This is a genomic window from Thermohalobaculum sediminis (assembly GCF_023487995.1).
GTDB classification, from domain to species: domain Bacteria; phylum Pseudomonadota; class Alphaproteobacteria; order Rhodobacterales; family Rhodobacteraceae; genus Thermohalobaculum; species Thermohalobaculum sediminis.
Genome location: NZ_JAMFKN010000003.1, coordinates 399,915 through 418,543, shown reverse-complemented (window position 1 = coordinate 418,543; position 18,629 = coordinate 399,915). Strand labels below are relative to the sequence as shown.

The 18,629-nt window shown below is 70.8% G+C and carries 15 protein-coding genes; 11 read left to right on the top strand and 4 right to left on the bottom strand.

Translation table 11 applies throughout. The features are described from left to right. Nucleotides 1-86 precede the first annotated feature (86 nt). Both M1105_RS09185 and M1105_RS09180 read left to right on the top strand, forming a co-directional pair. Entirely contained in the window at nt 87-1,268 is a 1,182-nt protein-coding gene (locus tag M1105_RS09185) for a pyridoxal phosphate-dependent aminotransferase (RefSeq protein WP_249580051.1), read from the top strand. Nucleotides 1,269-1,527: 259 nt separating this feature from the next. Further along, entirely contained in the window at nt 1,528-6,354 is a 4,827-nt protein-coding gene (locus M1105_RS09180; protein ID WP_249580050.1) for an NAD-glutamate dehydrogenase, read from the top strand. 174 nt (nt 6,355-6,528) lie between these two features. Here the strand turns inward: M1105_RS09180 and hrpB are convergent, their stop codons facing one another. Together hrpB and M1105_RS09170 are read right to left on the bottom strand one after the other, a co-directional pair. Continuing rightward, entirely contained in the window at nt 6,529-9,039 is a 2,511-nt protein-coding gene (gene hrpB, locus M1105_RS09175) for an ATP-dependent helicase HrpB (protein WP_249580049.1), read from the bottom strand. Between the two features lie 55 nt (nt 9,040-9,094). After that, nucleotides 9,095-9,856: a DUF3108 domain-containing protein gene (locus M1105_RS09170; protein WP_249580048.1), complete on the bottom strand. Its 762-nt coding sequence runs from the start codon at nt 9,854-9,856 to the stop codon at nt 9,095-9,097. Nucleotides 9,857-9,953: 97 nt separating this feature from the next. On the opposite strand from M1105_RS09170, the gene meaB reads away from it, so the two are divergent. The 3 genes from meaB to rpmB all read left to right on the top strand — a co-directional run bounded on the left by meaB (nt 9,954) and on the right by rpmB (nt 12,377). Continuing rightward, nucleotides 9,954-10,955 carry a methylmalonyl Co-A mutase-associated GTPase MeaB gene (meaB, locus tag M1105_RS09165; RefSeq protein ID WP_249580047.1) on the top strand — a complete coding sequence of 334 codons (1,002 nt, stop codon included), beginning with the start codon at nt 9,954-9,956 and terminating at the stop codon, nt 10,953-10,955. A gap of 43 nt (nt 10,956-10,998) precedes the next feature. Continuing rightward, nucleotides 10,999-11,943: a class I SAM-dependent methyltransferase gene (locus M1105_RS09160; protein ID WP_249580046.1), complete on the top strand. Its 945-nt coding sequence runs from the start codon at nt 10,999-11,001 to the stop codon at nt 11,941-11,943. A gap of 131 nt (nt 11,944-12,074) precedes the next feature. After that, entirely contained in the window at nt 12,075-12,377 is a 303-nt protein-coding gene (gene rpmB, locus M1105_RS09155) for a 50S ribosomal protein L28 (RefSeq protein WP_249580045.1), read from the top strand. 202 nt (nt 12,378-12,579) lie between these two features. Here the strand turns inward: rpmB and M1105_RS09150 are convergent, their stop codons facing one another. Continuing rightward, nucleotides 12,580-13,290, bottom strand: coding sequence for an NAD-dependent deacylase (locus M1105_RS09150; protein WP_249580044.1), 711 nt, complete (start codon nt 13,288-13,290; stop codon nt 12,580-12,582). A gap of 267 nt (nt 13,291-13,557) precedes the next feature. On the opposite strand from M1105_RS09150, the gene M1105_RS09145 reads away from it, so the two are divergent. The 6 genes from M1105_RS09145 to M1105_RS09120 all read left to right on the top strand — a co-directional run bounded on the left by M1105_RS09145 (nt 13,558) and on the right by M1105_RS09120 (nt 18,007). After that, nucleotides 13,558-14,244 carry a putative 2OG-Fe(II) oxygenase gene (locus M1105_RS09145; protein ID WP_249580043.1) on the top strand — a complete coding sequence of 229 codons (687 nt, stop codon included), beginning with the start codon at nt 13,558-13,560 and terminating at the stop codon, nt 14,242-14,244. 172 nt (nt 14,245-14,416) lie between these two features. Further along, on the top strand, nt 14,417-14,866 hold the full coding sequence (locus M1105_RS09140) for a low molecular weight protein-tyrosine-phosphatase (RefSeq protein WP_249580042.1): 450 nt from the start codon (nt 14,417-14,419) through the stop codon (nt 14,864-14,866). 33 nt (nt 14,867-14,899) lie between these two features. Then, the gene (gene lepA, locus M1105_RS09135; protein ID WP_249580041.1) at nt 14,900-16,699 is read left to right on the top strand and encodes a translation elongation factor 4; all 1,800 of its coding nucleotides are present in this window, start codon (nt 14,900-14,902) and stop codon (nt 16,697-16,699) included. 8 nt (nt 16,700-16,707) lie between these two features. Then, nucleotides 16,708-16,893 (top strand): hypothetical protein, encoded by a 186-nt coding sequence (locus M1105_RS09130; RefSeq protein ID WP_249580040.1) that lies wholly within the window; start codon nt 16,708-16,710, stop codon nt 16,891-16,893. Between the two features lie 529 nt (nt 16,894-17,422). Further along, nucleotides 17,423-17,719 (top strand): antibiotic biosynthesis monooxygenase family protein, encoded by a 297-nt coding sequence (locus M1105_RS09125; RefSeq protein ID WP_249580039.1) that lies wholly within the window; start codon nt 17,423-17,425, stop codon nt 17,717-17,719. Nucleotides 17,720-17,845: 126 nt separating this feature from the next. Then, nucleotides 17,846-18,007, top strand: coding sequence for a hypothetical protein (locus M1105_RS09120; protein ID WP_249580038.1), 162 nt, complete (start codon nt 17,846-17,848; stop codon nt 18,005-18,007). Nucleotides 18,008-18,159: 152 nt separating this feature from the next. On the opposite strand, the gene M1105_RS09115 is transcribed toward M1105_RS09120, so the two are convergent. Further along, a complete protein-coding gene (locus M1105_RS09115) occupies nt 18,160-18,564 on the bottom strand; it encodes an OsmC family protein (RefSeq protein ID WP_249580037.1) in 405 nt (134 codons plus the stop codon). Nucleotides 18,565-18,629: the final 65 nt, after the last annotated feature.

Below are 18,629 nucleotides of genomic sequence, written 5' to 3'. Positions count from 1 at the left end.
GGGCGCCGCGTGGCTCGACTGCCCCAGTTGCGACGAAACGGGGCCGCCCCCAGCCGGGGGCGGCCCGCTCACTTGCGGAGGATCGGATGGCACGGCTGTCGGAGCGGATATCGGGGATCGTGGGCGCGGGCGGCGACGACGGCTGGTCGGTCTACTACCGCGCCCGCGCGCTGGCCGAAGCGGGGGCGCCGGTGGTCATGCTCACCGTGGGCGACCACGACATCAAGACCGACCCCGCCATCCTCGCGGCGATGCGCGCGAGCCAGGAGCGCGGCAATCTCGGCTATCCGCCGGTGCCAGGCTCGGCCGCGCTGCGCCGCGCTATCGCCGGGCGCGTGAGCGCGCGCACCACCCTCGCCGCCGCGACCGCGCAGGTGCTGGTTGTCCCCGGCGGGCAGGCCGGGCTGTTCGCGTCGCTCACGGCGGTGCTCGACCCGGGCCAATCCTGCATCGTGCTCGACCCCTATTACGCCACCTATGTGCAGACCGTCCGCGCCGCCGGCGGGCGGGCCATCGTCGTGCCGACATCGGCCGAGGACGGCTTCCAGCCCGATGCCGCCCGCATCGAGGCGGCGCTGGCGCCCGACACGCGCGCGATCCTGATCAACACGCCGAACAACCCCACCGGGGCGGTCTACGCGCCCGAGCGCCTTGCCGCGATTGCCGATCTCTGCGTCCGCCGCGACCTGTGGCTGATCTCGGACGAGGTCTATGACGTGCAGGTCCACGAGGGGCGGCATGCAAGCCCGCGCGACCTGCTGGGCATGGCGGACCGGACGCTGGTGGTCAACTCGCTGTCCAAGAGCCACGCCATGACCGGCTCGCGCATCGGCTGGGTGCTGGGGCCCGAGGCGGCCATCGCGCGGATCGGCGAGCTTGCCACCACCACCACCTACGGCGTGCCGGGCTACATCCAGGATGCCGCCGAGTTCGCCATGACCGAGGGCGCCGAGATCGAGGCGGCAATCGCCGCGCGCTACCGCCGCCGGCGCGACGCGGTGCTCGAATCGCTGGGCAATGCCCGCGCCGTGCGCGCGAACGCGCCCGCGGGCGGCATGTACGTGATGCTCGACATCCGTCCCACGGGCCTATCGGGGCTCGACTTCGCCCACCGCCTCCTCGAGGCGGAGTACATCGCGGTGATGCCGGGCGAGAGCTTCGGCACCGCCGCCGCGGGCCACCTGCGCGTCGCGCTTACGCGGCCCGAGGCCGTGCTGCGCGACGCGCTCGCGCGCCTCGTGGCCTTCGCCGGGACGCTCGCTGCCTGATACCACCGCCCGCGGCGGCCCGGCCCGCCTGTCGGCGCCGTGATGGCCGAGGCACTGTCATTCCGCCCCGCGGAACTGTAGGGTCGGGGGTGCGCCCATGCCGTGATGCGTCGCGGAGCGGGGCGGCACCGGCACCGCGTCGGGGCATGCGGCGGGCGCGCCCCGCCCTCGTCTCCCCAACCCGGCGCCGACAATGAGAAGAACCGCGCGGGTCCGGTTTCGGGACGCGACGGGAACGGTTTCTGGGGGAAGTCACGCCATGTCTACCAGCCTCGACGACCGGATCGCCAACCGGCTCGAAGACGTCCGCGCCATCGCAGCCGAGCGCCTCGAAGGCGCCGAGGGCCGCGCCTTCGCCGCCGTGCTGGGGGCCTTCCTTGCCACCGCCGCGCGGGACGAGCTGCTGGAGCAGCCGGCCGAGGAGATCTATGGCGCGACGCTCGCGCTGTGGAAGTTCTGCCAGAAGCGCGAGCCGGGCACGACCAGGCTGCGCATCTACAACCCCCGCATCGCCGAGCATGGCTGGGAATCGAGCCACACCATCATCGAGGCGATCAACGACGACATGCCATTCCTCGTCGATTCGCTGACCGTGCTGATCACCGAGAAGGGCCTCGGGATACATGCGCTGGTCCACCCAGTGATCCGCGTGAAGCGCGACGCGAAGGGCGCGCTGGTCGAGGTCGCCGCATCGGGCGAGAAGGATGCCACCAGCGAATCGGTGATGCAGGTCCAGATCGACCAGGTGGCCGACCCCGAGACGCTCGCCGATCTCGGCCGCGAGATCGATTCGATGTTCGCCGACGTGCGCGCTGCCGTCGCCGATTGGCGGGGGATGCTGGACAAGCTGATCGAGGTCTCGGCCGAACTGCGCGAGCGCGGTCCGAAGGACGCGGCCGCTGCCACCGGCGAATGCTGCGAGTTCCTCGACTGGCTGGCGAACAACCACTTCACCTTCCTCGGCTACCGCCATTTCAAGGTCGTCCCGCGCAAGTCGGCGCTCGCGCCGGAGACGGCCGGCGGCCTCGGCCTGATGCGCGATCCCGACTACACCGTGATCCGTGACTCGGAGGGGAACTTCGCCCACTGGTCGCCGCAGCTCTCCGACTTCACCCGCGATCCCTCGCCGCTTCTCATCATCAAGGCGAATCGACGCTCGACCGTGCACCGGGCGGTGCATTTCGACGTGGTGGCGGTGAAGGAGTTCGACGCCAAGGGCAAGATGGCGGGCGAGCACGTGTTCATCGGCCTGTTCACCTCGGCCGCCTACAACCGGAGCCCGCGCGAGATCCCGATGCTGCGCGCCAAGGTCGCCCGGGTGATCGAGCGCGCCAACTTCGCGCCGTCGAGCCATGACGGCAAGGCGCTCACCAACGTGCTCGAGACCTACCCCCGGGACGAGCTGTTCCAGTCCACCGAGGCGCAGCTCTTCGAGAGCACGATGGGCGTGCTCCACCTCTCGACCCGCCCGCGCACGCGCCTGTTCCTGCGTCCCGACCGTTTCGGGCGCTTCGTCTCCTGCCTCGTCTACGTGGCGCGCGAGCGCTACAACACCGAGTTGCGGGTGCGGCTGGGCAACATCCTTAGCGCCGGGCTCGACGGGCGCGTGGCGTCGTGGGAGCCCTCGTTCGGCTCGGAGGGGCTCGCGCGCGTCCATTTCGTCATCGCCATGCGCTCGGGCGGGGTGCCGGGCTACGACGCGGCGGCGCTCGAGGCGGAGATCGTCGACGCGGTCCGCTCGTGGAGCGACATGCTGCTCGACGAGCTGATCGACCATTTCGGCGAGGCCGCAGGCCACCGCCTGCACGCCCGCTATGGCAAGGGATTCAGCGCGAGCTACCGCGAGGACGTGCCCGTCGCCGCGGCGATCGGCGACATCGAGAAGCTCGACACGCTGACCGAGGCGAGCCCGCTCGCGCTCAGCTTCTACCGCAAGCTCGAGGACGACGAGCGTTCGGTCCGCTTCAAGATCTACCATCTCGGCGACCCGGTGCCGCTGTCGGACGCGCTGCCGGTGCTCGAGAACATGGGCTTCCGCATCCTCAACGAGCACCCCTACCGGGTCGAGCTGGGCGAGATCGACAGCTGGATCCACGACTTCCACATGCTCTCGGCCGCGGGGGTCGAGATTGACCTTTCGCGGCTGCGCACCAAGCTCGAGGACGCCTTCGATTCTGCCTGGCACGGCGTGGTGGACGACGACCGGCTGAACCGGCTGGTCCTGCTCGCGGGCCTCAGCGCGCGCGAGACCGCGCTCCTGCGCGCCTACAGCCGCTTCCTGCGGCAAGCGCGCATCCCCTACTCGGTCGAGTACATGGAGGATGCGCTCGCCCAGTATCCCGAGATCGCGCTTCTGCTGGTCCAGCTCTTCGCGGCGCAGTTCGACCCCGCAAGCGGCCTCGACACCGAGGCCCGCGCCGCCGAGGCCGAGCGCGCGAGCACCGCGATCGAGACGGCGCTCGAGGCGGTGCCGAGCCTCGACATCGACCAGATCCTGCGCCGCTTCCGCAACGCCATCGCAGCGACGCTCCGGACGAACTTCTACCAGCCGGGTTCGGACGGGGCGCCGAAGCCCTATGTCTCGTTCAAGTTCGATTGTGCGAGGCTCGACGAGCTGCCGCTGCCGCGCCCCTGGCGCGAGATCTTCGTCTACGCCACCTGGGTCGAGGGCGTGCACCTGCGGGGCGGCCCTGTCGCGCGCGGCGGGCTGCGCTGGTCCGACCGCAAGGAGGACTACCGCACCGAGGTGCTGGGTCTGGTGAAGGCCCAGCAGGTCAAGAACGCGGTGATTGTGCCCGTGGGTTCGAAGGGCGGCTTCCTGCCGCGCAAGCTGCCCTCGGGCGGCACGCGCGAGGAGATCCAGGCCGAGGCGATCCGCTGCTACAAGACCTTCCTGTGCGGTCTGCTCGATCTGACCGACAACCTCGTCGGCGGCGAGGTCGTCCCGCCCGAGGGCGTCCTGCGCCGCGACGGCGACGATCCCTATCTCGTCGTCGCCGCCGACAAGGGCACCGCCACCTTCTCGGACATCGCCAACGGCGTGGCGGGGGACTACGGCTTCTGGCTTGGCGATGCCTTCGCCTCGGGTGGCTCGCACGGCTATGACCACAAGGGCATGGGGATCACCGCCAAGGGCGGGTGGGAGGCCGTGAAGCGCCACTTCCGCGAGCTGGGCCACGACACCCAGACCCAGCCATTCGACGTGATCGGCGTGGGCGACATGTCGGGCGACGTGTTCGGCAACGGCATGCTGCTCTCGGACCAGATCCGCCTGGTCGCGGCCTTCGATCACCGCGACATCTTCATCGACCCCGATCCGGATACGGCCAAGAGCTTCGCCGAGCGCAAGCGGCTGTTCGAGACCCCGCGCAGCAGCTGGAAGGACTACGACGCCAAGCTCATCTCGAAGGGCGGCGGGGTCTTTCCGCGCTCGGCCAAATCGATCGCGCTCACGCCCGAGATCCGGCGCCTGACCGGGCTCGAGGCCGACAAGGTCACGCCCTTCCAGCTGATGAAGGCGATCCTCGCGGCCCCGGCCGATCTTCTGTGGTTCGGCGGCATCGGCACCTACGTCAAGGCCTCGGACGAGAGCCAGGCGGATGCGGGCGACCGCACCAACGATCCGATCCGCGTCGATGCGCGGGCCGTGCGCGCCCGGGTGGTCGGCGAGGGCGCCAATCTCGGCGTCACCCAGCGAGGCCGGGTCGAGCTGGCCCGACGCGGCGTCAAGCTCAACACCGACGCGGTGGACAACTCGGCCGGCGTGGACTGCTCGGACCACGAGGTCAACATCAAGATCGCGCTGGGCGCCGTCGTCGAGGCGGGCGACATGACCGCCAAGCAGCGCAACGTGCTGCTCGCGAAGATGACCGACGAGGTGGGCAGCCTCGTCCTCGAGGACAACTACAACCAGACGCTCGCCCTCTCGATGGCCGAGGCGCGCGCGCGGCTGCTGCTCGACGACCATGCCCGCTTCATGCGCGCGCTTGAGCAGCGCGGCCAGCTCAACCGCGAGATCGAGCTTCTGCCGAATGACGAGGCGATCGCCGACCTGCGCGCCCGCGGCCTCGGCCTCACCCGGCCCGAGATCGCGGTGCTGATCGCCTATGCCAAGATCGTGATCTTCGACCAGCTTGTGGCCTCGGGCCTGCCGGACGAGGACTACTGCACCCGCTTCCTCGTCGAATACATGCCGACGCCGCTGCGCAAGGCCCATCGCGAGGCGATCCTTGGCCACCGGCTGCGGCGCGAGATCATCGCGACGGTTCTGGCCAATGCCGTGGTCAACGAGGCGGGCCCCGCGCTCACCAACCGCATCGGCGAGGAAACCGGCGCCAGCACGGCGCTGATCGTCAAGGCCTTCGTCATCGGCCGCGACATCTTCGAGATCGAGCAGATCCGCGACGAGATCAACGCGCTCGACAACAAGGTCCCGGCCGAGGCGCAGAACGCCATGCACCTCGCGCTGTCGGACATGATCGCCTCGCAGAGCCAGGCGATCCTCGCGCGCGCTTCGGACCGGACAGTGGCCGAGGTGATCGAGGCCTACAAGCCCGGCGTCCTCCAGATCGCCGGCAATGTCGGCGAGCTGCTGCGCGATTTCTCGCGCAAGCGCATGCAGGACCGCGCGGCCGAGTTCGTGAAGGCCGGGGTGCCGGAGCCCCTCGCCGCGCGCATCAGCGGGCTCGAGTTCCTCGGCGGCGCGCTCGACATCGTCGACGTGGCCCGCACCCGAAAGCGCGGCGTGATCGACGTGGCCGAGACCTATTTCGCCGCCGGCGCCCGCTTCGGCCTCGACTGGCTGCGCGCCTCGGCCCGCGGGCTCGCCGCCACCGACCACTGGGAGCGCATCGCGGTGAGCCGGCTGGTCGCCGACCTGCGCTCGCAGCAGTCGCTGATCGCGGCGGCGGCGCTGGACGCGGATGCGACATCGACCGGCGCCGACTGCATCGACGGCTGGTGCGGCGTGCATGCCGAGGCGGTGACCCGGGCCGAGCGGCTGGTGCGCGAGCTCAACGAGGGCGGCGAGCTTTCCGTCGCCAAGCTCGCCGTCGCCTCGTCGCAGTTCCGCAGCATCACGGGCTGAGACGGCGCCGGGGGGCGCCACTGCGCCCGGCGTCCCCGGCTCCCGCGCCGGGGCCTCGCGTCCCTTGGCCGCACCCCTGCGCCAGCGCCGTCCCACGCCCCCGCTGCTCCGGCCCCCGAGCCCGGGCCTGGGGCCGCGCGCCCCCTCGGTCGCACCCCCACGCCCCAGCGCGCCTCACCCCGTCCGCGGCTTGGCGCGGCGCGTGGGCGCGGCCCCGGCCGGGTCCTCGGGCCAAGGATGTTTGGGATAGCGCGCGCGCATCTCCTTGCGCACCTCGGCATAAGATGACGCCCAGAAGCCCGGCAGGTCGCGCGTGACCTGCACCGGGCGGTGCGCGGGCGAGAGCAGTTCGAGCGACAGTGCCACGGGGGGCTCGCCCACGCAGGGGTGCCGGGTGAGGCCGAACAGCTCCTGCACCCGGATCGCGACCGTCGGCACCTCGCGGCCATAGTCGATCCGCGCGCGCCCGCCCAGCGGTGTATCGAAGAAGGTGGGGGCGGCGCGGTCCAGTTCGGCCGCAAGATCGTGGCCCAGCGCGGCCCGCAGCGCGGCGGCCAGATCGACGCGGACGGCGTCCTCGATCCGCCGCATCCCGGCGAGATAAGGTGCGAGCCAGTCGTCGAGCGTCTCCAGCAACCCCGCCTCGGACCAGTCCGGCAGCCGCGCGGCCAGCGCGCCGCCCTGATCCCTCAGCCACCGCACCCGGTCGCGCAGGCTTTGCGCGGCCTCCGTCCAGTCCAGCACGCCGAGGCCGAGGTCGCGCACGCCCCCGGCCAGCGCGTGGCCCAGCACGTCGGGGGCGGCATCCTTCAGCGGCTCCTCGCGCAGAACGATGGCGCCGAAGGTCTCGCGGCGCACCGCCTCGACCGCGCGGGCGCGGCGCGACCAGCCGATATGCGCCTGCCAGCAGATCGCGTCGCCATGCAGCGCGCGCAGGTCGTCCTCGGCCAGCGCCGCGCCGTGGCGGATGCGCGCATCGCGCCCGGTGTCTTCGACCTCGGACGCCACGATCAGCCGCGCCGCGCCCAGCGGATCGCCCGCCGAAAGTTCGGCGCCGCGCCCGTTGGCCAACAGATACCGCGCCGCGTCGCCCGCCCGGCGCCGTCCCACTCGATCGGGATAGGCCAGCGAGACCAGCGCGCCTGCCTCGTCCGCCGCGCGCCGTGGATCGGCCCGGCCCGGATCAAGCCGCGCGGCTTCGGCCCGGATGCGCTCGACCACGCCGCGGTTGACGCGCAGGGGATGCGCGGCTGCGAAGCGGCGCGGATCGGCCGCCGCCTCGATCCTCAGCGCGAGATCGGCGGGAGCGGGGCCATCCGCCGCCAACGGGTCGCGCTCGGCAAGGATCGCGGCGATGATCGCGGCCTCCGGCCCCAGCCCCCGCCCGCGCGCCACCAGCCACATATGCGCCAGCCGCGGATGCGCGGCCACGCCCGCCATCGCCCGGCCATGCGGGGTGATCGCGCCGTGCCGGTCCAGCGCCCCAAGCCGCGTCAGCAGCGCGCGCGCCTCGGTGAGCGCGGGGGCGGGCGGCGGGTCGGGGAAGGCCATGCCGGCCGGGTCCGCGACACCCCAGGCGGCAAGCTCGAGCGCGAGCGGCGCGAGGTCGGCCTCGAGGATCTCGGGCGGCGCGAAGGCGGGCAGGGCGCCCTCCTCGCCCCGCGTCCACATCCGCCAGCAGATGCCGGGGCCGAGCCGCCCGGCGCGGCCCCGGCGCTGCTCGGCCTCGGCCCGGCTCACGGGGACGGTCACGAGCCGCGAGAGCCCGGTGGCGGGGTTCACCCGCGCCCGACGCGCGCGGCCGCAATCGACCACGATGCGCACGCCCTCGACCGTCAGCGACGTCTCGGCGATCGAGGTGGCCAGCACCACCCGCCGCGTGCCGGGGGCAGGGGCGAGCGCCGCGCGCTGCCCTGCGAAATCCATCGCGCCGTAGAGCGTTCGGATCGCGACCCCCGGCAGCCGCGGCCCCAGCCGAGAGGCCACTCGCGCGATCTCGCCCGCGCCGGGCAGGAAGACCAGCGCGTCGCCCTCGCCCCCGTCGGCCATCGCGCGCACCACGAGATCGGCAGCCGCGTCCTCGAAACGCAGGCCGGGCGCGAGCGGCCGGTCGAGCCAGCGCGTCTCGACCGGGAACATCCGCCCCGGGCTCTCGATCACCGGCGCGCCGCCCAGAAGCGCGGCGAAGCGCGCGGTCTCGAGCGTCGCCGACATCGCCACCAGCCGCAGGTCGGGCCTGAGCGCCGCCTGCACCTCGCGCGCCAGCGCGAGGCCGAGATCGGTGTGGACCGAGCGCTCGTGCACCTCGTCGAATACCACCGCGGCGATGCCCGGCAGCTCCGGGTCGGCCTGCAGCATCCGCGTGAGCACCCCTTCGGTGACGACTTCGATGCGCGTGGCCGCCGAGACCCGCGTCTCGCCCCGGATGCGGTAGCCGACCGTCCGGCCGACCGGCTCGCCCGCCTCCGCAGCCATGCGCTCGGCCGCCGCACGGGCCGCCAGCCGGCGCGGCTCGAGCATCACGATGCGCGCGCCCGCGGCCCAGGGCTCGGCGGCCAGCGCCGGCGGGACCCGCGTCGTCTTGCCAGCCCCGGGGGGCGCCGCCAGCACGGCTGCAGCGCCCACGCGCAGGGCGCGGGTCAGGCGGGGCAGGGCCTCGTCGATCGGAAGCGGCGCGCGGGTCATGTGCGGCGTGATAGCCCGCCCGTCCGGCGGCGTCGAGCCGCCCGCCCGCCGCGCGTCACTGCTCGCGCAGGTTCAGCGCCGCCATCCCGAAGGTCATCTCACCCATCGCCCGCCTGAGGTGCCACAGGCCCCCGGCGTCGGGCGCGAACCACAGCTCCAGCGGCCATTCCGGCCGCTCCATCTGCCGGGGCTTGAAGCCCGCGATGCGGCGATAGATCGTGGTGCAACGCATCATGCCCTGATCGGCCACCGGCGCGCCCAGGGTCAGCGAGTAGCGACGCCGCCCGTCGAACACCTCGACCGTCCGCTCGCACAGCGCGTCCGCGCGCTGCAGGGCCAGCACCGCCAGCACCGCCGAGAGCGGGTCCGCGGTCCCGACCTGCTCGGCCGGCTCGATCGCCCAGGGGCGCGGCTCGAAGGGTGGCTCGGCCGAGACCTCGCGCGGCACGCCGTCGGCAAAGCGCACGGCCACCTTCTGGCTGCGGCGCGCGGTGTAGGCGTCGGCCTCGTAGCGCTCGGGCATCAGACCCGCTTCCGCCAGCCCGCCATCGGTGGCCGCGGCGAAACCCGCGTTCCAGACGAGGCTCACCACCCCCGCGGTGCGCCCGGCCGCCTCGGCCCGATAGCGCCCCTCCGAGAGCCGCGCTTCGAGCATCAGCTCGCCCCCCCAGACGCCGCCGAGGTGGAAGTCGTAGATGCCTGCGAAGCTGCCCGGCACCCCGCGCGCCACGGCGGCGTCGCCGGCCTCGCGCAGGACCGGAGGAGAGAACAGCGCCGCGAGGGTCGCGGCGATCGCGATCGTCGGTCGAAACAGCATGGCGCGTGACGCTCCTCATGGACTGCACCTGTCCCGGCCGCTATAGGGGCCGGGCGCCACCCCATTTGCGACGCAACAATATCGCAGGTGTCGAAGAATGCCAGAGGGTTCCACCGACGCGCTCGCAGGCCGCCTGATCGCGGGCGAGCGCAGGGCGCTGGCCAAGGCCATAACGCTGGTGGAATCGACCCGCGCCGAGGACCGCGCGGCCGCCCGCGCGCTGATGGCGGCGGTTGCGCCCCATGCCGGCGGCGGGCTCAGGCTGGGCCTGTCGGGCACGCCGGGGGTGGGCAAGTCGACCTTCATCGAGGCGTTCGGCATGATGCTGGTCGAGGCCGGCCACAAGGTGGCGGTGCTGGCGGTCGACCCCAGTTCAGCCCGTTCGGGCGGCTCGATCCTCGGCGACAAGACGCGGATGGACCGCCTCTCGCGCCACCCCGGCGCCTTCATCCGCCCCTCGCCCGCGGGGCGCGAGCTGGGCGGCGTCGCGCGGCGCACGCGCGAGGCGATCCGCCTCGTCGAGGCCGCGGGCTTCGACACGGTGATCGTCGAGACCGTGGGCGTCGGCCAGTCCGAGACCATGGTGGCCGAGATGACCGACCTCTTCGTCCTGCTTCTCGCCCCCGCGGGCGGCGACGAGTTGCAGGGCGTCAAGCGCGGCATCATGGAGATCGCCGACATCATCGTCGTGAACAAGGCCGATGGCCCGTTGCGCGAGGTGGCCGAGCGCACCCGTGCAGACTATGCCGGGGCGCTGAGGCTGATGCGGGCGCGCGAGGGCGACGCCCCGGGCTTTCCCAAGGCGCTCGCCGCCTCGGCCGCGACCGGCGCGGGACTGACCGGCGTGTGGGACGAGATCCGCGCCCTCGACCTCTGGCGGCGCGAGCAGGGCTGGCGCGACCGGCGCCGCGCGCGGCAGGCGGTCCGTTGGTTGCGCGCGGCGCTCGAGCGCAGCCTGATCGAGCGGCTCTATACGGATGAGGCGGTTGCGGCACGCCTGCCCGAGGTCGAGCGCGCGGTCGCCCGGGGCGAGATGGTGCCCGAGGACGGCGCGGACCAGCTTCTCTCGCTGCTGCTTGGCCGAATCGGCGGCGATTGACGCCCCCCCATCCGCCGCCTAGTGTCCGCGCCGCGATGGGGCGATGCTGCGGGGGGCCATGATCGTGTCGGAACTGCGCGACCATGGCGTGCGCGGGGTCTGCCCGCTCTGCGGTTCCGACCGGACCGGCGACCCCCTCCGGCTCGATGTCTTCACCAATCTGCGCTGCGCCGACTGCGGCTTTCGCTATGTCCGCGAGGTGCTGCCGGACGACCGGCTCGAGGCATTCTACCGGGCGGGCTATGGCAACGAGCGCATGCGGCTTGGCCAGATTGTCAATGCGGGCGTGAATCTCGGGCTGTTCCGCGACCTCCTCGGGACCGCCGCGCGGGGGCGGCTGATCGATGTCGGAACGGGCTACGGCTTCTTCCCCGACGCGGCGCGGCGGACGCTCGGGCTCGAGGTCGCGGGCGTCGAGCTGTCGGTCGCCGAGGCAACCTATGCCCGCGACCGGCTCGGGCTTGCGATTGCGCCGAGCCTCGACGCGGTCGGCCCCGGCGAGCGCTTCGACATCGTGACCGCCTTCGAGGTGATCGAGCACGTCCCCGAGCCCGCCGCCTTCGCCGCGGCGCTTGCGGCGATGGTCCGGCCGGGCGGATATCTCCTGCTCGCGACGGACAATTTCGAGTCGCCGGCCGCGCGCGCGCTTGGCGCGGGCTTTCCGAAATGGATCCCGCACCAGCATGTGAGCTGCTTCGCGCCGGCCAGCCTGAGGCGCCTGATCGCCGGGCTCGATGGCTTCGAGGTGGTGGGCGAGCGCTCCTACACGCCGTGGGAGCTGCAGGCCCGGCGGCTTGCCATCGCCCTCAGCGGCGGGCGTATCGGCCGGTTCGAATACCGCTACGGCCCCGCGCTCGAGCGCGATGACAGCGGCACCTACCGCCTGCCGCGGCTCAGGCGGCACGCGAACCGCCTCTGGGCGCGGCTGACGGCGCGGCGCGGCCTTGGGGGCGCGATGATGTATGCCCTCGCGCGCCGCGCCGCCTGACCGGGGGCAAGCGGCGCGCCCGCGCTTGACTGCGACGCTCCGAGCGCGTAAGGACGCGCTCTCGGATTTCGGCGGGCGGGGCCCGCGCCTCAAGGCGCGCCCGGCCCCATCAGACGGATGAGGATAGACCCATGTCGCGCCGCTGCGAACTGACCGGCAAGGCCGTGCTCTCGGGGCACAATGTCAGCCATTCGAACATCAAGACCAAGCGCCGGTTCCTGCCGAACCTGAACACCGTGACGCTCGAGAGCGAGTCGCTCGGCCGTTCGTTCCGCTTCCGCATCGCGGCTTCGGCGCTGCGCACGGTCGACCACCGCGGCGGGCTTGACGCCTTCCTCGCCAAGGCCCGCGATGAGGAGCTGAGCCCGAAGGCCCTCAAGGTCAAGCGCGACATCGAGGCCGCGGCGCTCGAGACGGCGGCCTCCGCAGCCTGATCCGGCCCGCATCGCAGGGACGACCAAGGGCGCGCCCCACCGGGCCGCGCCCTTCGTGTTTTCGGGGGCCTTTGGGCGACCCAACGTCGTGGTCGAGGCCATCGCGAGCCGTAGGGTGGGTTTCACCCCGCCGTGGCAAGTGTCCCGGTGTCGGAGCTTGCCCCGTCGGCGTGTATGTCTGGATGGCGGGGTGACCCCCGCCCTACGGCACTTGCGCCAGCATTTCCCCGACCCATCGCGGCACCGTCTCGCCCGCCGGGCCGAGGATGTGGCGACCGAACATGCCCGCGACCTCGGATCGCTCGAGGTTTATCTCGACCGTCGCCGCGCCCGCCCGCGCCGCCTCCGCGACAAAGCCGGCCGCGGGATAGACCGCGCCCGAGGTGCCGATGGCGACGAACAGGTCCGCCCGCGCCAGACGCTCGCCGATCAGCTCCATCTCGTATGGCACCTCGCCGAACCAGACGACGTCGGGCCGCACGCCCTGCGCCCGGCCGCAGGCGGGACAGGCGTCCGCCCGGCTCATTGCGCCCCGCCAGCCCCAGCGGTGGCCGCAGCCGGCGCAAAGCGCCTTCATGATCTCGCCATGCATGTGAACCACGTCCGGGCTGCCGGCGCGCTCATGCAGGTCGTCGATGTTCTGCGTGATCAGCGTGACCTCGCCCGGCCAGTCGCGCTGCAGCCGGGCGATGGCGCGGTGCGCGCGGTTTGGCTCGGCCGCAGCCGCGTTCTCGCGCCGGGCATTGTAGAAGCCGAGCACCAGGTCCGGGTTGCGGGCATACCCCTCGGGCGTGGCCACCTCGGCGAGATCGTAGCGCGACCAGATGCCACCGACGTCCCGGAAGGTGCCGAGCCCGGATTCCGCCGAAACCCCCGCCCCGGTGAGGATCACGATGGCCGCCCGCCGCGTCATGCCCGGCGCCCGCAGCGACCGCGCCGCCACATGCCATGGCCCGCCGCATCTCCTGCTGCACGCATCATCGTGCCTCGGGCCCTCCCAGCCATCCCCGCGACAGCATTCTGCCGCGTGCCGCGCCCGCCGCGCAACCGGGCCGCCTCGGCCGGGTGCTTCGCGATCATAGCTTCGTGACTTCCGCGCGATGTGACTTGAGCCCGCAGGAGGCGGGCGGCACCTAGGGGCGAAGGGCACCCCCGCCGCAGCCGGACAGAAAGGCCAGGAATGCCGCTCAAGCGCCTCAAGTCGGCCCCCGCGAAATCCCCCTTCGCGCCGGTCTGGGAGATCCCGCTGTTCCTCGAGAAGCTCGACGACGCGGCCCTCCTCGCCGAGATCCGCAGCACGGTCCTCGCGCGCGAGGGCGAGCTGAAGCAGAAGATCCCCGCGAAGCCCATCGCCGGGATCGACGACGGGCTCACCTCGCGCTGGCACGGCTTCAACATCTTCACCTGGCCCGAGCCGGCGATGCGCGCCTTCCACGGCTTCATCCGCCGCAGCTACCGCGCCTATCTCGCTGCCATGGGGGTGCCGCGGGCGCGCTGCTACGTACAAGGCTGGGCGAACGTGGTGCGCGGCGGCGAGAAGTTCGCGCCCCATTGCCACGACCAGTCGCCCTACGCCTATCTCTCGGGCAACTTCACGGTGGCCTGCACCGATACCAGCACGATCTACTACCCGCCCTTCCTCTACCAGGGCGCCCCGCGCGAGGACCGCTCGATCCCCATCCGCAACGAGAGGGGCCTGCTCACGCTCTTTCCCAGCACCATCCTGCACGAGACCTCGCTCTACACCGATGGGTCCGAGCGCATCACGCTGGCCTTCGACATCTTCCTGCAGGACTACGACCTTGGCGGGCGGCAGGGCATGGGCGGCATGCACATCGTCCTCGACGACCCGGCCGTGATGGCCTGAGGCGCCCGGCGCGCCACGACGCGCCGTCCCGCGCCGCGCCCGGTCCCGTCCGCCGTGTCCCGGGCTCGTCCCGGGGCCTCGCGGCACGCGGCCCAATCGGCCCGCTTTACGCGCCGCGTGCGGTCGCGTAACTCTCGGCCAGCGCCCGATCCATCTGCCGCCGAGCCTGCCCATGACCCGCATCCTCTGCGTCTGCCTCGGCAACACCTGCCGCTCGCCCATGGCGCAGGGCGTGCTCGAGGCGCTGGCGCGCGAGGCGGGGCTGGCGGTCGAGATCGACAGCGCGGGGCTCGGCGCCTGGCATGTCGGCAAGCCCCCCCACCCGATGGGCCTCGCCGCGGCATCCGCGCGGGGCTACGACACCAGCGGGCAGCGCACGCGCATGGTCGAGCCGGCCGACTTCCGCGACTTCGACCTGATCGTCGCGATGGACGCCTCGAACCTCGCGGCGCTCGAGGCCCGCCGCCCCGCGGAGGCTCGGACCGCGATCCGCCTGTTCGACCCGCAGGGGCGCGACATCCCCGACCCATGGGGCGGCACGGCGGCCGATTACGAGCACGCCCTCGACATGATCGAGGCGGCCGCGCGCGACCTTCTCGCCCGGCTCGCCGGCGCCGCTTGACGGCCCCGGGGCCGCACCCCATAACGCCACGCCATGAAAGATCTCGCGCACATCCGCAATTTCTCCATCGTGGCCCATATCGACCACGGCAAGTCGACGCTTGCCGACCGTCTGATCCAGGCCACCGGCGCCCTCACCGACCGCGAGATGAAGGAGCAGGTCCTCGACTCGATGGACATCGAGCGCGAGCGCGGCATCACCATCAAGGCGCAGACCGTGCGCCTGATCTACAAGGCCCGCGACGGCGAGGAATACGTCCTCAACCTGATCGACACGCCCGGCCATGTGGATTTCGGCTACGAGGTCAGCCGGTCCATGCGCGCGGTCGAGGGCTCGCTGCTGGTGGTGGACGCCTCCCAAGGCGTCGAGGCGCAGACGCTGGCGAACGTCTACCAGGCGATCGACGCCGACCACGAGATCGTCCCCGTCCTCAACAAGATCGACCTGCCCGCCGCCGAGCCCGAGCGCATCCGCGAGCAGATCGAGGACGTGATCGGCATCGACGCCTCGCAGGCCGTGCTGATCTCGGCCAAGACGGGCCTTGGCATCCCGGACGTTCTCGAGGCCATCGTCACCCGGCTGCCGGCGCCGAAGGGCGACGCGAAGGCGCCGCTCAAGGCCATGCTGGTCGACAGCTGGTATGACGCCTACCTGGGCGTCATCGTGCTGGTGCGCGTCATCGACGGCGTGCTGCGCAAGGGCGACCGCATCCGCATGATGCAGACGGGCGCGATCTACCAGACCGACCGCGTCGGCGTCTTCACGCCCAAGATGCTCGAGACCGACGTGCTGGGCCCGGGCGAGCTGGGCTTCCTCACCGCCTCGATCAAGCAGGTGCGCGACACCCGCGTGGGCGACACGATCACGACCGAGCGCGGCGGCTGCTCGACGCCCCTGCCGGGCTTCAAGCCCGCGGTGCCGGTGGTGTTCTGCGGCCTGTTCCCGGTCGACTCGAACGAGTTCGAGGACCTGCGCGACGCCATCGAGAAGCTCGCGCTCAACGACGCCTCGTTCACCTACGAGATGGAGACCTCGGCGGCGCTGGGCTTCGGCTTCCGCTGCGGCTTCCTCGGGCTCCTGCATCTCGAGGTGGTGCGCGACCGGCTGGAGCGCGAATACGAGATCGACCTCATCACCACCGCGCCGTCGGTGGTCTACCACCTGCACATGACCGACGGGACGATGCGCGAGATGCACAACCCCGCCGACATGCCCGACCTGGTGCGCGTGGACCATATCGAGGAGCCGTGGATCAAGGCCACCATCCTCGTGCCCGACGAGTTCCTCGGCGACGTGCTGAAGCTGTGCCAGGAACGCCGCGGAGTGCAGATGGACCTGACCTACGCGGGCTCGCGCGCCATGGTGGTCTATCGCCTGCCGCTGAACGAGGTGGTGTTCGACTTCTACGACCGGCTGAAATCGGTCACGCGCGGCTATGCGAGCTTCGACTACGCGCTCGACGGCTACGAGCCCGGCAACCTCGTGAAGATGCAGATCCTGGTGAACGACGAGCCGGTGGACGCGCTTTCCACCATCGTCCACCGCGAGAAGGCCGAGCTGCGCGGGCGCAGCATGTGCGAGAAGCTGAAGGAGCTGATCCCCCAGCACATGTTCAAGGTGCCGATCCAGGCCGCGATTGGCGGAAGAGTGATCGCGCGCGAGACGATTTCGGCTTTACGCAAGGATGTCACCGCGAAATGCTATGGCGGCGACGTGACGCGCAAGCGCAAGCTGCTGGAGAAGCAGAAGGCGGGGAAGAAGAAGATGCGCCAGTTCGGGAAGGTCGAGATCCCGCAGGAGGCGTTTATTAATGCGTTGAAGATGGATGGGTGAGGCTTCCATTGGTTACGCAGAAAAACAGAATTTCGGAGAATAAAAGCTGGTCTTCTCCGTCCGAAATTCCGCGTGAAGATGTAATCGGTTTAATTGCAGAGCAATTTCACGGCGGCGAATTAAAAATTCATACAGATGATATTGAGTTTAATGGAATTCAAGAGCTACTAGACCACTGGAACATCGTTTCATGAAAAATTAGAATAAACGCAGATTTCGAAGATCCAAATTATATTGAGGTTTATATATTTGAGAGGAGGGCGATGGTTTTCTCCATCAGGAATCCTTCTGACGCCAGCTTTCTGTCGAGATTAAAGCGCATATATTCCGAAATGGACGCAGCTTATGGTAGCTCTGGAGTAGAAAATAGTAATGAACCGCTGTTGAGCCTGAGCGCTGTTCAGCGACGTGTCTGGGTAAAATGGGTTTCGAAACACCGAGATCAACTCCTTGTCGGAGTCGTAGTGACGGTGATTGGTGGGTTGATATTGAGCCTGCTGCTGGGTGTTAGTTTAGAGGGCGTAGCCGAAGCCCTCGGAGGATCGCTAGGATATCGTGGAAACAAACCCGCCGTCCCGCCTCGCGCGCCGCCGAATTGTGGGTTTTTCCCACCCTACACAGCTGCCCGTGCAACCGTAGGGCGGGGTTCACCCCGCCATGCCCCCACACCGCTTCACCGCCACCCATGCTAGCCTCCCCTCCCTCATAAGGGAGGGCCGACCCATGATCGTCCGCGTCTTTCGCGTTATCACCCAGCCCGGCAAGCGGGCCGAGTTCGAGGACTTCTTTCGCAACACCGCCATGCCGCTCGTGAAGTCGCAGCCCGGCATCGTCTCGGTCACCGCAGGGACGCCCCGGCCCGAGACGCCGGACGAGTTCTGCATGGTCATGGTCTGGCGCGATCTCGACGCGCTCAAGGCCTTCGCGGGCCAGGACTGGCGCAACCCCCACATCTTGCCCGAGGAAGCCGTGCTGGTCCGCGAGCGCTTCATCCACCACTACGAATTGGCAGAGCGCTGATCGCTCGTCCAACTCTCCGCAGCGGCGATCTCCGGAATCCGTTATACTCCCCCCACCACCACCGGGCGCCCCCGCGCGCCTGCCCGATCCCGGGGACGCCCCCAACCGCAGCCGGGGGAGGGTCCCATGCACGCCGTCATCCGTCTCTATTCCGGCGAGGGCGCCCGCGCGCTCTTCGACATGCTCGAGGCGCGCAAGGCCGAGGTCGAGGAGGTCATGCGCGGCGTCGCCGATCTCCGCTCCTACACGCTGATCCGCACCGCCACGGGCGGCGCCTCGGTCACCTGATGCGAGGACAATTCGGCACGGACCAGAGCATGCAGCTCGCGCACCAGTGGATCTCGCGCAACGCCGCCGATCTCAACCTCGCCGGCCCCACGATTGCCGAGGGCGAGGTGATCCTCGCGCTCGGCTGAGGTGCGCCGGGGCGGCGCTGCCGGCTAGGCCGAATGCGTGATGGTCACCGGCACGCCACGTGTCAGCGAGTTGCTGACCATGCAACTCGATCTGGCCTTGTCCACCACGATCGCGGGATCGGACCCGTCCAGCGTCGAGAGCGCGACCGACATGCGGGCCGAGGTGGCGACCAGCGGCTCGCCCGACAGTTCGAGGGAGACATCCACCGAGATGTCGCCAAGCTTCACGCCCAGCTCGTCGGCGACATAGCGCAGGTCGTTGCAGAAACAGCCACCGAGCGAGAGCGCGAGCAGTTGCGCGCCGTTGAAGCCGAGGCCCAGGCCCCCCGCGCGTCCTTCGGGCCGGTCGGCGACGATCGTGTGTCCGCCCGCCCAGCCGACGGCGGCCTCGGTGCCGGGAAGGTTTCGCAGGCGCACGTTCACGTTCATCGGCCGCCTCCGCTCTCGGGTCCGCAATTCTTCGCGTCGGTGCCGAACGCCTGTCAAGGGATCGG